General features: G+C 58.1%; 10 protein-coding genes. 5 read left to right on the top strand and 5 right to left on the bottom strand.

The genetic code is table 11. From position 1 onward, the window contains the following. Positions 1–9: 9 nt before the first annotated feature. From thiP to ACIK7D_RS22010, 3 genes are all read left to right on the top strand, one after another. Entirely contained in the window at positions 10–1,635 is a 1,626-nt protein-coding gene (gene thiP, locus ACIK7D_RS22020; protein WP_400157351.1) for a thiamine/thiamine pyrophosphate ABC transporter permease ThiP, read from the top strand. Next, entirely contained in the window at positions 1,632–2,348 is a 717-nt protein-coding gene (locus tag ACIK7D_RS22015; RefSeq protein ID WP_400157350.1) for an ATP-binding cassette domain-containing protein, read from the top strand. The genes thiP and ACIK7D_RS22015 overlap by 4 nt, the downstream gene beginning before the upstream one ends. Before the next feature lie 307 nt (positions 2,349–2,655). After that, positions 2,656–4,116: a M48 family metalloprotease gene (locus tag ACIK7D_RS22010; RefSeq protein WP_162936761.1), complete on the top strand. Its 1,461-nt coding sequence runs from the start codon at positions 2,656–2,658 to the stop codon at positions 4,114–4,116. Positions 4,117–4,128: 12 nt separating this feature from the next. Here the strand turns inward: ACIK7D_RS22010 and ACIK7D_RS22005 are convergent, their stop codons facing one another. Then, positions 4,129–4,725 carry a TetR/AcrR family transcriptional regulator gene (locus ACIK7D_RS22005; protein ID WP_400157349.1) on the bottom strand — a complete coding sequence of 199 codons (597 nt, stop codon included), beginning with the start codon at positions 4,723–4,725 and terminating at the stop codon, positions 4,129–4,131. Between the two features lie 97 nt (positions 4,726–4,822). Between ACIK7D_RS22005 and ACIK7D_RS22000 the strand changes: the two genes are divergently transcribed. Beyond that, the gene (locus tag ACIK7D_RS22000; protein WP_400157348.1) at positions 4,823–5,329 is read left to right on the top strand and encodes a DinB family protein; all 507 of its coding nucleotides are present in this window, start codon (positions 4,823–4,825) and stop codon (positions 5,327–5,329) included. 61 nt (positions 5,330–5,390) lie between these two features. Here ACIK7D_RS22000 and leuC read toward each other — a convergent pair whose 3' ends face one another. Then, the gene (gene leuC, locus ACIK7D_RS21995) at positions 5,391–6,800 is read right to left on the bottom strand and encodes a 3-isopropylmalate dehydratase large subunit (RefSeq protein WP_400157347.1); all 1,410 of its coding nucleotides are present in this window, start codon (positions 6,798–6,800) and stop codon (positions 5,391–5,393) included. A gap of 425 nt (positions 6,801–7,225) precedes the next feature. Between leuC and ACIK7D_RS21990 the strand changes: the two genes are divergently transcribed. After that, positions 7,226–8,503, top strand: a complete 1,278-nt coding sequence (locus ACIK7D_RS21990; RefSeq protein ID WP_080815596.1) for an MFS transporter — start codon at positions 7,226–7,228, stop codon at positions 8,501–8,503. A gap of 123 nt (positions 8,504–8,626) precedes the next feature. On the opposite strand, the gene ACIK7D_RS21985 is transcribed toward ACIK7D_RS21990, so the two are convergent. The 3 genes from ACIK7D_RS21985 to ACIK7D_RS21975 all read right to left on the bottom strand — a co-directional run bounded on the left by ACIK7D_RS21985 (position 8,627) and on the right by ACIK7D_RS21975 (position 12,789). Continuing rightward, the gene (locus ACIK7D_RS21985; protein WP_127756521.1) at positions 8,627–9,568 is read right to left on the bottom strand and encodes a rhizobiocin; all 942 of its coding nucleotides are present in this window, start codon (positions 9,566–9,568) and stop codon (positions 8,627–8,629) included. Positions 9,569–9,749: 181 nt separating this feature from the next. After that, positions 9,750–11,063: an HlyD family type I secretion periplasmic adaptor subunit gene (locus ACIK7D_RS21980; RefSeq protein WP_400157346.1), complete on the bottom strand. Its 1,314-nt coding sequence runs from the start codon at positions 11,061–11,063 to the stop codon at positions 9,750–9,752. Continuing rightward, the gene (locus tag ACIK7D_RS21975) at positions 11,056–12,789 is read right to left on the bottom strand and encodes a type I secretion system permease/ATPase (RefSeq protein ID WP_400157345.1); all 1,734 of its coding nucleotides are present in this window, start codon (positions 12,787–12,789) and stop codon (positions 11,056–11,058) included. Before ACIK7D_RS21975 ends, ACIK7D_RS21980 begins: the two co-directional genes overlap by 8 nt. Positions 12,790–12,991 lie beyond the last annotated feature (202 nt).

Here is a 12,991-nt window from a genome sequence, read left to right as displayed (position 1 = left end):
CACCCGCGCATGATGCTGCGTCGCGATTACCGGCGGTCGATCATTTTCGGAACGGCGGCTTTTGCCGCCGTTTTCCTGTTCATGGCGCTCGCGGTTGCGGCTCTCCTGTCTTTTGATGCCGGTGCGTCCGCTGCCGGCATCATGGATGCCTATACGCTGCGCATCCTGCGTTTCACGCTTTATCAGGCAACGCTTTCCACCCTTCTTTCCATTGTTCTCGGCCTGCCGGTGGCGCTGGCGCTTTGTCGTCGGCGCGAGTTTCCGGGAAGGATCTGGATCATCAGGCTGATGGCGGTGCCGATGGGTCTGCCGGTGATCGTCGGCGCCTTCGGTATCATCACCATCTGGGGCAGGCAGGGCGTTTTGAATTCGGCCCTCGTTTTTGCCGGGGCGAATGAGCCTTTCAGCATTTACGGCCTGTCCGGCATTCTTATTGCCCATGTGTTTTTCAATCTGCCGCTTTCGGTGCGGCTGATGCTGGCCGGGCTGGAGCGCATTCCGGGCGAATATTGGCGCATGGCGGCCAGCCTCGGCATGGGGCCGGTTTCGATTTTCCGTTTTATCGAATGGCCGGCGGTCGCGCGTCTCGTTCCCGGCATTGCCGGGCTTGTCTTCATGCTGTGCGCCACCAGTTTCACGCTCGTTCTTCTGTTGGGCGGCGGGCCGGCGGCAACGACGCTGGAGGTGGCGATCTATCAGGCGTTGCGGTTCGATTTCGATCCGCAGCGGGCGATTGCGCTTTCGGTTTTGCAGATTGGCCTCACCGCAATCCTGCTCGGCCTTCTTGCCTTTTTGCCGTCGCCCGAAGCGGAAATTCCCTCGCTTGGTCGTTCCCTTCACCGTTTCGACGGAAAGGGCATCGGTGCCCGCCTCTGGGATGGCGCGGCAATCGTGTTCGCTGTTCTGCTGATCGGCCTGCCGCTTGTCGCCATCGCCGTCTCGGGTTTGAGGGCCGATCTGCCGCGTCTTCTGTCCGCGCCTATTTTCCTGCGCGCGGCGGCGACCAGTCTTGCAATCGCTGCACTCTCCGCAGCCCTTGTCGTGCTTTGCTGCATGGCGATCATCGGCGCACGCCAGGCGATAGGCTCCAGACGGCAGGCGGGGCAACCCCTGCGCTTCCTCTCCGCCATGCTGGGGGCAGGGTCTTCGCTGGTGCTTTTGGTGCCGCCTGTCGTATTGGGAAGCGGGTGGTTCCTGTTATTGCGGGTTTTCGGCGATGTCAGCTTCTATGCGCCCGTCCTCGTGGCGCTTATCAACATGCTCATGGCTTTGCCGCTTGCCATGCGCGTGCTGGAGCCGGCTTGCACCAGTCATTTTTTGCGCACCGGCCGGCTTTCCGCCAGTCTCGGGCTTCAGGGCCTGACGCGGCTGCGGTTCGCCGATCTTCCGGTTCTGTGGCGGCCGCTGGCCATGGCGTTTTCCTTCGCCATGGCCCTGTCTCTCGGCGATTTAGGCGCGGTTGCCCTGTTCGGATCGGAAAGTTTCATCACCCTGCCATGGCTGGTTTACAGCAATATGGGCAGCTATCGTACCGATGACGCCGCCGGTTATGCCTTCCTTCTCGGTGTCGTCTGCCTGCTGCTTGCCGCAGGCGGTGTTGCACGGCAATCCCAATCAGCAAGGGCGAGCATATGACAGGCGATGATTTTGCCGTTGAACTGGACAAGGTCAGGCTGCGGCTTGGAACACAGGATTTCGACCTCGATTGCACATTCCCAAAGAGCCGGATAACCGCCGTCGTCGGCGCGTCCGGTTCGGGCAAGTCGACGCTTCTCAACCTCGTCGCCGGTTTCGAGGCGCCGGATTCCGGCCGCGTGATGATCGGCGGGCAGGACATGACGGCGCTCGATCCTTCGGAACGACCGGTCTCATCGATCTTTCAGGATAATAATCTGTTTGCGCATCTCGATATCTTCACCAATGTCGCTCTCGGTGTCAGCCCCGGGCTGAAATTGCGGCTGGAAGACCGGGAACGGATTGAAATGGCGCTTGCACGTGTCGGTCTGGCGGGTTTCAACAAACGTTTACCGGGCACGCTTTCCGGCGGAGAAAGGCAGAGGGCGGCGCTGGCGCGTGCGCTGGTCAGGAAAAAACCGGTCATGCTGCTCGACGAGCCTTTTGCCGCACTCGATCCGGGACTGCGGGCGGGCATGACCTCCCTGCTTCTCGACTTGCATGGAGAAACAAAAAACACGGTGATTATTGTTACCCACCATCCCGAAGACATAAAGAAGCTGGCGCAGCAGGTGGTTTTTCTTGATCGCGGCCGGGTTGTCTATACCGGCCCGACCGCAGATTTCTTCGCCACACAAAATGTGAAGGCGGTGGACAGTTTTCTGAACGGGTGATCGCCTTATTTTCGACGTGTGCCGCTGGCAATCGCTTTAGATGACTTCAATGGCGCTAATTTGCACTTGCCAGTTTCAAGTTGTTGCCCGAGAAAAGATGGGAATTATTGCGTTCTTCAGGAATAATCCGGACTTGATGGATCGTTTTTACCGTTTCGGCATTCATCGCCCGTTGGGGCGAATCTGTTATTCTGGTCTGCAATTAACGGATGATCAGGAACGTTAGGGGCAGGCATAGAGAATGAGAAATAGCATGACTGCACAGTGGAGGCTCTTCTCCCGTTCAGGCCTTCGCCGTTCGGGCAGGATGGCTGCAGCCTGTTGTGTGCTGACCGCGTCTGCGGTGTTCCTGTCGTCGTGCCAGTCTCTCTTCAGCCCGGCCTACCAGTCCACGCTGCGCCCGTCGGATAATCCGCAGACCGTGGAAGAGGTGCAGAAGAATGATCCCCGCGCCCAGATGGGCGCGCGCGAGCATCCGCGCATCGTGGCGAGTTATGGCGGTGAATATCGTGACGCCAAGACGGAGCGGCTTGTTGCGCGCATTGCCGGTGCGCTGACGGCCGTTTCAGAAAACCCGCAACAGTCTTACCGCATCACCATCCTCAACTCGCCGGCCATCAACGCCTTTGCGCTGCCGGGCGGATATCTTTACGTGACGCGCGGGCTTCTGGCGCTTGCCAACGATGCTTCTGAAGTGGCCGCCGTGCTTTCGCATGAGATGGGCCACGTCACCGCCAACCATGGCATCGAACGCCAGCGCCGCGAAGAGGCGGAGGTGATTGCCAGCCGCGTGGTTGCCGAGGTGCTGTCGAGCGATCTTGCCGGCAAGCAGGCGCTTGCGCGCGGCAAGCTGCGGCTCGCGGCCTTTTCGCGCCAGCAGGAATTGCAGGCGGATGTGATCGGCGTGCGGATGCTGGGTGAGGCCGGTTACGACCCCTTTGCCTCGCCGCGTTTTCTGGATTCCATGGCGGCCTATGCGCGGTTCTCTTCGGCTGACCCCGAAAACGACCAGAGCCTCGACTTCCTTTCCAGCCACCCCAACACGCCGCAGCGCATCGAGCTTGCGCGCCGTCATGCCCGCGCCTTCGGTCAGGACGGTCAGGTCGGGGATCGTGGTCGCGACTGGTTTCTGGATGGCATAGACGGCCTGCTTTATGGCGATAGCCCGCAGGAAGGTTATGTCCGCGGCCAGACATTCCTGCACGGAACGCTCGGCATTCGTTTTGATGTGCCGGAAGGTTTCGTCATCGACAACAAGGTCGAGGCCGTTCTGGCGACGGGACCGGGCGATATGGCCATCCGTTTCGACGGCGTCGCCGATCCGAAACAGACAAGCCTTGCCAATTACCTGACCAGCGGCTGGGTTGCCGGCCTGTTGCCGGAAACCGTCAAGGAAACCCAGATCAATGGTCTGGAGGCTGCGACAGCCCGGGCAAGTGCGGATAAATGGGACTTCGACGTGACCGTCATTCGTGTCGGCCAGCAGATATTCCGTTTCCTGACCGCCGTGCCGAAGGGCAATACGCAGCTCGATTCCATCGCCAATACATTGCGCACCAGCTTCCGCAAGATGACGCCGCAGGAAATCGCCTCGCTGAAGCCGCTCAGGGTGCGGGTGGTGACGGTGAAGCCCGGTGAAACCGTGGCGACAATGGCGGCGCGGATGATGGGAACCGACCGGAAGCTCGACATGTTCCGCATGATCAACGCAATGAGCGCCACGGCCACCATTCAGCCGGGTCAGCGGGTGAAGATCATTTCGGAATGAGCTGACGGCCTCTCATTCACCGGTTACCTGAGACAGGTAGGCGTGAACGAGCGCAATCATTTCCCGTCTGACTTTGGATGACTGCAACTCTCCGCGGCGGGCGGCATTGTGAATGATGCCGTCAATGGCATCGGATACGGTCAGCGCCGCGGTTCTGCTTTCGCCCTTTGTGCCGGCTGTCATATGTGCCGCGATCGCTGCAGCATAAAGGCCGAGATATTCCTGTTCGAAAACGTTGTTGGGATCGTTCGTCCCTTCGTGGCTGGGTGCATCGTCCAGAAGGACCTTGTGAAGACCGGGATGGATGCTGTGGACCCCGATCATGCCGGTTACGAGCTCTTCCACGAATGTCGCAAGCGATTGCCGCTTTTGCGAGACGCTCTTCATGACGGAGAGACAGTCTTCGAGGTGACGATGGCGCACCGCTTCCACGATTGAAATCTTGTCCGGGAAATATTGATAGAGCGAGCCGATGCTGACGCCGGCCGTTTCGGCGACCCTGTTCGTGGTAAAACCCGCCCAGCCATGATCGCTCAAAATGCGAGCCGCCGCGTGAATGACGGCATCGACCGTGGCGCGGGAACGCTCCTGACGAGGCTCCTTGCGCATCTCGGTCTTCCGCTTTGCAATGCGAGTAGACAAGATACCCTCTATGGCGAAAATATAAACATAGTGCTCACATTTTTCAGATGTAAAGGATATTGTGATGAGGGATCTGCTCAGGAGCCTGCTCGGCTATCACCAATGGGCGAACAGGGACTTGTTCGAGAAGCTGAAACACCTCGATCCCGTCCAAAATGCATCCGAACGGCACACGGCAATCCGGCTGATCAATCACTATTACGTCGTCGCGAGGATTTTTTCGGGTCACCTCACCGGAACGGCACATGGCTTTCTCTCGGATAATACCGAGGCAGCGCCGCAGCTGGATGATCTTGCGAAGGATGTCGCCACGCTCGATGGCTGGTATCTCGATTATATCGAGAAAACATCGCCGGCATCGCTTGGCGAATTTGTCGCCTTCACCTTCACGGATGGGGACAAGGGTTACATGTCCCGCGCTGAGATGATTTCACATATGGTCCTGCATGCGGGCATTCACAGAGGCGAGGTAGCGCGTATCTTGAGCCAGCTCTCCATCACGCCGCCCTGGGATACTTTCGCCGTGTTTCTGCACGGCACGCAGCCGCAGCGGCGTTTGCAGGGGCTATAATAAAAAGCCACCCCCCCCCTGTGGGTACGGGTGGCTTTCCTGAAACGATGGCCTCAGGAGCTTATTGCCACTCACGTACGTCGACGAAATGACCAGCAATCGCCGCCGCCGCCGCCATGGCGGGGGAGACGAGGTGGGTGCGGCTCTTATAGCCCTGGCGGCCCTCGAAATTGCGGTTCGAGGTGGAAGCGCAGCGTTCGCCGGGTTTCAGGCGGTCGTCATTCATGGCAAGGCACATGGAGCAGCCTGGCTCGCGCCATTCGAAACCGGCTTCGAGGAAAATCTTGTCCAGACCTTCCTTTTCCGCCTGTTCCTTCACGAGACCGGAGCCGGGGACGATCATGGCCGAAACGGTGGGAGCGACTTTGCGGCCGTCAACGATCTTCGCCGCCGCGCGCAAATCCTCGATGCGGCCATTGGTGCAGGAGCCGATGAAGACGCGGTCGATGGCGATATCGGTGATGCGGGTACCGGGCTTCAGGCCCATGTAGTCAAGCGCACGCCACTTGGAGGCGCGCTTGTTTTCTTCCTCGATATCATCGGGATTGGGAACAATGCCTTCAACGGAGGTCACGTCTTCCGGAGACGAACCCCAGGAGACGATGGGCGGCAGGTTGGCCGCATCCAGCACCACGACCTTGTCATAATGGGCGCCTTCGTCGGATTTCAGCGTTTTCCAATAGGAGATGGCCTGTTCCAGCGTTTCGCCCTTCGGCGAGCGCGGCTTGTCCTTGATGTAATCGAAGGTGGTTTCGTCAGGTGCGATAAGACCCGCACGGGCGCCGCCCTCAATGGTCATGTTGCAGACCGTCATGCGGCCTTCCATGGAGAGCGAACGGATCGCCTCGCCGGCAAATTCGATCACGTGGCCGGTGCCGCCAGCCGTGCCGATCTCGCCGATAATGGCGAGGATGATATCCTTGGCGGTAACGCCATCGGGGATTTTGCCGTCGACGCGCACCAGCATGTTCTTGGCTTTCTTCTGGATCAACGTCTGGGTCGCCAGAACGTGCTCCACTTCCGAGGTGCCGATGCCATGCGCCAGTGCGCCAAAGGCGCCGTGGGTCGAGGTGTGGCTGTCACCGCACACGATCGTCATGCCCGGCAGGGTGAAACCCTGTTCAGGGCCAACGATGTGAACGATGCCCTGGCGCTTGTCGCGCTCGGAATAATACTCGACGCCGAAATCCTTGGCGTTCTGCGCGAGCGCTTCCACCTGGATGCGGCTTTCCTCGTTCTTGATGCCTTCCAGCCGGTCGGCCGTGGTCGGAACGTTATGGTCGACGACGGCCAGCGTGCGGGCAGGCGAGTGCACTGGCCGGCCGGCCATGCGCAGGCCTTCGAAGGCCTGCGGGCTCGTCACCTCATGGACGAGGTGACGGTCGATGTAGAGAAGACAGGTTCCGTCCGGGTCACGATTGACGACGTGGTCGTCCCAGATCTTGTCATATAAGGTGCGGGGTGCGCTCATGGCTCTATGCCTTGTCATGGAAAAGGGTAATCAGGGTTCAGAAAGGCGTGGACAGCGGTGCTGTCAGGCGAGCCTAAGTCGGCTGGTGAGCGCCCCGGAAACGCGCGCAAAGAACCGTGCCGGCAGACGCTTGTGGTCCTGCAGCACATAAACATTCTGCGCGAGACATCCGAATTTAGATCCCATGGCAGCCTTCATAGCAGATCGCCGGTTTTACGGCAATATGAATGCGTACAGCACGGAATGCGGCGGCTCGGCATTTTCTATATGCGCTGCATCACGACTGAAGGCCCGCAACGGGCCTGTCCTGCTGGGGTTCTCCAATGGTCATGATGCAATGCAACTTGCGTATTTTGCGATGCACATATAGATGGGTTCCCTTATCATTTGCGTTTCGACGAGAAATCGAAGGGAGGGAAAAGCATATGGTATCCGAAAAAGCCCTTATCTCGAAGATCACCTGGCGGCTGATGCCGTTTCTTGGCCTTCTCTATCTCATCGCCTATATCGACCGCCAGAATGTCAGCTATGCCAAGCTGCAGATGGTGGATGCGCTGAGCCTCAGCGAATATGCCTACGGTCTTGGCGCTTCGCTGTTCTTCATTGGTTACTTCATCTTCGAAGTGCCGAGCAACCTGTTCCTCAACCGTTTCGGCGCCAGCAAATGGTTTGCCCGCATTCTGGTTTCCTGGGGCGCCGTCACCATCGCGCTTGCCTACACGCAGAACGCCACGATGTTTTATATCCTGCGCTTCCTGCTCGGGCTTTGCGAAGCGGGTTTCTTCCCCGGCGTGCTCTTCCTGATGACGCTCTGGTTCCCGCGGGATTATCGCGGCCGCATGATCGGCCTGTTCATGATTTTCAGCGCGCTTGCCAATGCCATCGGCGCGCCGCTCGGCGGCATGCTGCTCGATCTGGATGGTTTCCTCGGTTATGCGGGATGGGAGTGGGTATTCCTCGCCACGGGTATCCCGGCCGTCATCGCCGGCATCGTCACCTTCTTTTATCTCGACGACACTCCGGAAAAGGCGAAGTTTCTGACGCAGGATGAGAAAAACTGGCTGAAGAACCGGCTGGCCGAAGAAAACAAGGGCATGGAAGAGCATGCGGAGGACGGCTTCAAGGCGCTGGTCAATCCGCGCGTGCTGTTCATGGCGCTCTGCTATGTCGGCTTTCCGCTGGCGGCCTATGGTCTCAGCTACTGGCTTCCGACCATCGTGAAGAGCTTCGGCGTTTCCAACACCGCCAATGGCTTCATTAACATCATCCCCTGGGTGATCGTGGCCATCGCGCTGTTCGTTGTGCCCCTGGCCGCCGACAAGGCAAAGAACAAGACGCCCTATATCGTCGGTCCTGCCTTCATCGGCGCCTTTTGCCTGTTGATGTCGGCATTGCTGAGCGATCCGGTCTTGCAGTTCGCCTTCCTTTGCATCGCCGCCGCAGGCATCTTTGCCGGCCAGCCGGTGTTCTGGAGCCTGCCCGGCCGCTTCCTCAAGGGAGCAGGTGCGGCCGCCGGCATCGCCGCGATCAATTCCGTCGGCAATCTGGGTGGTTTCGTGGCGCAGAACGTGGTGCCCTGGATCAAGGATCAGACCGGCAGCACCATTGCGCCGATGTTCTTCCTTGCTTTCTGCCTGGCGCTTGCCGGGGTGCTGGTCATCATCGCAACCCGCAGAATGGGCAATCAGGTTAAGGCTGCCTGATTTTGGAAAATAGCGACGGCTGCCATAAGCGCCGGCGGTCGCATATGTAAAAAATTCGTGGCCCGGATGTTTCCGGGCCACGATCATTTTAAGCGACAAATAATGAAATTCTCTTCGAGAGAATTACGCGGTGAACCAGTCGCTACCGGTCAGGTGAACACCGGCGACAACGATCTTTTCGCCCTTGTGCTCGCCAGTGACGTTGTAGGTGAGGACGGTGTCGCTATCGATCGTCGAAACCGCCCAGTTATCGATTACCGTGCCGACCAGCTTGAGCTTGTCCACGGCGGCGTTGAAGCCTTCAATGCTGTCGGTGGCGATGCTCTTGGCCATGTCGCCGAGATTGAAGACAAAGGTATCGGCGCCACCACTTGCCTTTATGTGGTCGATGCCCTTGCCGCCGGTGACGAGCGATGAAGCGAGGTTCACACCGCTCAGGTCGATAGAGTCGTTACCCGCGCCGGCGTCGATCTTGACGGAGGTGAAGCTGCCGTCGGTGACGCCAGCGCCACCGTTCACGACGTTGGTACCGGCAGCAACGCCGCCGTCGAACGCCGTGCCCGCCTTGACCACGATGGTGTCGTTGCCGGCGCCAGTGTCGATGTTGAAGGCGTTTACCCAAGCCTTGTCGTTCGATACGACCGAGACCGAGACCGTGTCGTTGCCCGCGCCGGTCGAGATGTTGCCACGCTTGGCATTGAGAACTTCCACGGTGGACGAACCGGTGCCGCCGAGATGAACATCGACCTGAACGAAATCCTTGAAGATAAGGTTTTCAGAAGTGTCGGACTGGGCGAGAGCGTTCTTTACGGAATTCCATGCCGACGATACGTCAAATTTGAAGCCGTTCGAGCTGGGGTCATAGCCAACATCGACCGTGCCGCCCGCGCCGGTGCCGGGAACCGATACCGCGCCGACATTGACCACGCCGGAGTCGAGCGAAGAACCGTTTTTGACCTGTGCTGTGGATTCGGTGAGGAGCTTGTAAGCTTCCTGATCGACCAGGTTGGTGAGCGAAGATACCGAAGCAGCGCCACCATTACCAAAAGTTACTTTTAACGCCATTTTACACTCCCATAAATTTTTGAGAAATCGATGAATTGAAATTAAATTTATAATAAATATTGCGGGTGATATTTAATACGTAAAAAATGATAATACAATATAAGAAATTGTTTTTTTGAATAAAGTGCGTCTTTAACGTGTTGTGAAAATTCCTTTCGAAAAATTATGCAATGGAAACTGTTTATTCCTGTACGAAGGTCTTTTTGAGCCTGTCCTGGAATGGTTTCACAAAATAAGAAAGAACACTCCTTTCGCTGGTTTGTATGAATACTTCGGCCGGCATGCCGGGATATAATTTCCCGCCGGGCAGATGACCCATTCCGGCCTTGTCGGGTTTGATGCGCAGCGCGTAATAAGATGTGCCAGTTCGGGAATCTGTCTGCAGATCGGGGGCGACGACAGCAACTTGCGCGCTCAAATCCGGCGTCGTGCTTTGATTGAATGCCGTGAAACGAATGGTAACCGGCTGCCCGACGTAAATCTGATCGATGTCTCGTGGGGTTATATTGGCCTCGATGGCAAGCTCATCCTGCTCCGGCACCACCAGCATCAGCACTTCACCCGGTTGAATGACGCCGTTTATATTGTGCACCGAGAGCTGGTAGATGCGACCGGCAATCGGCGAGCGGATGTCGAGGCGATCCAGTTGATCGCGCGTTGCCGCCAGCCGCTCTTCATATTCCGCGACGGTTGCTTCGATCGATGTCAAGTCTTTCGTGACTTCCGATTTGCGGTCTTCATCGAGCTGGAGCAATTGCAGGTCCAGTTCGCTAAGCTTGCCCACCGTCTGTGCCCGGGCGGCAATATATTGACCCTGCTGACCTTCGAGATTGGAGAGCTGGCGCTTGAGGAGATTGAGGCGCTGAAGCGTGACAAGCCCTTTTTTGAAGAGCTCGTCCGTTTTGGAAACATCTTCCTTTACAATCGCAAGCTCATTGTCCGTTGCCTCCACCTGCACCTCGAGGCCGCGTGCCTCGTCGGCAAGCTGATCCTTGCGTGTTCCCAGCTGCTTTTTCATGCCGATCAAGGCGTTGCGACGGCTGTCGAAAAGGTTCTGTTCGCTGTCGATAAAGGTCTTGGCCGCTTTCGAACTTGTCAGTGCCGCCAGATCTTCCTCCACGGTGAAATACGGCGCCTCAGCAATTTCCGCACGCAGACGAGCCCGACGCGAATAAAGCTGCGCAAGCGTATTTTCGACGATGGAGAGGTTCGCCTGCACGACGGTGGCGCTTAGCCGCAACAGGACCTGACCGGCCTCGACCCTGTCGCCTTCGGCAACATTGATCTCGCTGACGATGCCGCCGGAAAGATGCTGGATTTTCTTGGAGTTGCCTTCAACGACAACCCGGCCCGTGGCCACCACCGCGCCGGCAAGCTTTGCAAAAGCCGCCCAGCCGCCCAATCCGACCAGAAGGCCAAGGGCGAGAACGACCACTGCGGTCGAGTGCTTGAGAATGGACGCATTCGTCATAGCGGGTTTTTCCGCCTCAACCATTTTCGCTCACCCGGTTTTCAATCTTGCGCGGTTCTTCCTCCTCAGGCACCTGGCGGATATTCTGCCGCAGGATTTGCGCGAGCACCTCCTCCTTGGTGCCAAAGCGCAGCATCCGGCCGTTGCTCATCACCATCACCAGATTGACGCTTTCGATGGCGCTGGGGCGATGGGCAATGACGACGACAATGCCGCCGCGCGCCCTGATGTCGCCAATGGCATTGCGCAGGGCCGCTTCGCCTTCGCTGTCCAGATTGGAGTTCGGCTCATCGAGAAGGACGAAGAAGGGTTCGCCAAACAGTGCACGGGCAAGGCCGATGCGCTGTTTCTGCCCGCCCGATAAAGCCTCGCCACGGTCGCCAATATAGGTATCGTAACCGTTGGGCAGGTTGAGGATCAGCTCATGCACCTGCGCGGCCTTGGCTGCGGCGACAACCGCTTCCGCTGTCGCATCGCGGTCGAAGCGTGCGATATTCTGCGCCACGGTCCCCGGCATCAGCTCCACCTGCTGGGGCATGTAGCCGATGGATTTGCCGAGAAACTCGAAATCCCACTGATTGAGCGCGGCCCCGTCGAAACGGACGGAACCGCGTTCATAAGGCCAGATGCCGGTCATCAAGCGTGCCAGCGTGGATTTGCCCGAGGCGCTTGGGCCGATGATGCCGAGACCGTCGCCTGCGTTCAGCGTGAAGGAAATATCGGCGACCGTATCGCGTGCGCCGTTTGGTGGCCCACCGGTTACCCGGTCAACCGCGACGGTAAATTGCGGGCGGGGCAGGGAGAGCGGCGGCGAGGGTTCGGGCACCAGTTCCAGAAACTCGTTGACGCGTTTCCAGCCCTGCCTTGCGGTCATGAAGCTGCGCCAGTTTGCAATCGCATGTTCGACAGGGCCGAGCGCCTTTGCCGAGAGGATCGAGCCTGCGATGATGCTGCCCGCCGATGCATTGCCGTCGATGACAAGCACGGCGCCGATGGCCATGACGCCGGATTGCAGCAGCAGCCGGAATGTTCGCGACATGGCGCCGAGCATGCCGGCCGTATCGGATGTCGACAGGGTGACGGTGCGGTATCTGGAATGTAGTTCGTCCCACATGGACGTCACCGCCCCCATCATGCCCATGGTCTTGATGGATTCGATGTTGCGCTGGCTGCTGCCGACGAGGACGTTTCTTTGGCCTCGCGCGGTATAAGCCTGCTTTGTCGCCCGTTCTGTCAGCCAGTTCGTAAGAAGCGTCAGCACGATGAGAACTACGGCTCCGCCGAGCACAGCGAACCCGATCCACGGATGCAGGGCAAAACAGATCAGCAGATAGATGGGCAGCCAGGGAATGTCGAAAAAGGCGGCCGGGCCTGGTCCTGAGAGGAACTGACGGATCTGATCGAGATCGCCGACGATCTGCAGCCCATCGGTCTTTCCCGAGGCAAGGAGCGGGGCGCTGATCGACGCCCTGAAAAGCTTCTGATTGAGCGCGTCGTCCATATTGTCCGAAATGCGCGCCAATATACGGCCTCGCAGCGCGTCGAACCCCATAAGGAACGCGTAGAGAACGATCAGGAGAACGACCAGTGCCACAAGGGATGGAATGCTCTTGCTTGGCAAAATGCGGTCGTAAACTTCCAGCATGAAAAGCGAGCCGGAAAGATTAAGAATGTTCATCAACGCGCTGGCGAGACCAACGGCGAAAAAAGCGGACTTATTTTTTGTTAAAAAAGAATTAAATAAAAACATAATAACACCTGAAACGGCAAGAAAATCGCACAATAAATGCAATTAGGCAATGCTGTTCGAGGATGGGCTAAAACATTCGAGCTAGAAATCAGCTAGGCATTTGTTGCCGCTCGAAATCTGCCGCATCTTTCCGCAAAGGAAATGACTGAGAGAGCTTGGGTATTTTCTGGCCAGCCAATGCTCGTCAATCGCGGCTTTCAAG

The sequence above is a fragment of the Agrobacterium sp. P15N1-A genome (assembly GCF_044626815.1).
GTDB classification, from domain to species: Bacteria; Pseudomonadota; Alphaproteobacteria; order Rhizobiales; family Rhizobiaceae; genus Agrobacterium; species Agrobacterium leguminum.
This window is presented reverse-complemented; position numbering and strand designations above follow the sequence as displayed.

Bases quoted from the DNA above. Each gene is read 5' to 3' on its own strand.
- thiP (WP_400157351.1), top strand. From the start codon at position 10: ATGATGCTGCGTCGCGATTACCGGCGGTCGATCATTTTCGGAACGGCG.
- ACIK7D_RS22015 (WP_400157350.1), top strand. From the start codon at position 1,632: ATGACAGGCGATGATTTTGCCGTTGAACTGGACAAGGTCAGGCTGCGG.
- ACIK7D_RS22010 (WP_162936761.1), top strand. From the start codon at position 2,656: ATGGCTGCAGCCTGTTGTGTGCTGACCGCGTCTGCGGTGTTCCTGTCG.
- ACIK7D_RS22005 (WP_400157349.1), bottom strand. From the start codon at position 4,725: ATGCGCAAGGAGCCTCGTCAGGAGCGTTCCCGCGCCACGGTCGATGCC.
- ACIK7D_RS22000 (WP_400157348.1), top strand. From the start codon at position 4,823: ATGAGGGATCTGCTCAGGAGCCTGCTCGGCTATCACCAATGGGCGAAC.
- leuC (WP_400157347.1), bottom strand. From the start codon at position 6,800: ATGAGCGCACCCCGCACCTTATATGACAAGATCTGGGACGACCACGTC.
- ACIK7D_RS21990 (WP_080815596.1), top strand. From the start codon at position 7,226: ATGGTATCCGAAAAAGCCCTTATCTCGAAGATCACCTGGCGGCTGATG.
- ACIK7D_RS21985 (WP_127756521.1), bottom strand. From the start codon at position 9,568: ATGGCGTTAAAAGTAACTTTTGGTAATGGTGGCGCTGCTTCGGTATCT.
- ACIK7D_RS21980 (WP_400157346.1), bottom strand. From the start codon at position 11,063: ATGGTTGAGGCGGAAAAACCCGCTATGACGAATGCGTCCATTCTCAAG.
- ACIK7D_RS21975 (WP_400157345.1), bottom strand. From the start codon at position 12,789: ATGTTTTTATTTAATTCTTTTTTAACAAAAAATAAGTCCGCTTTTTTC.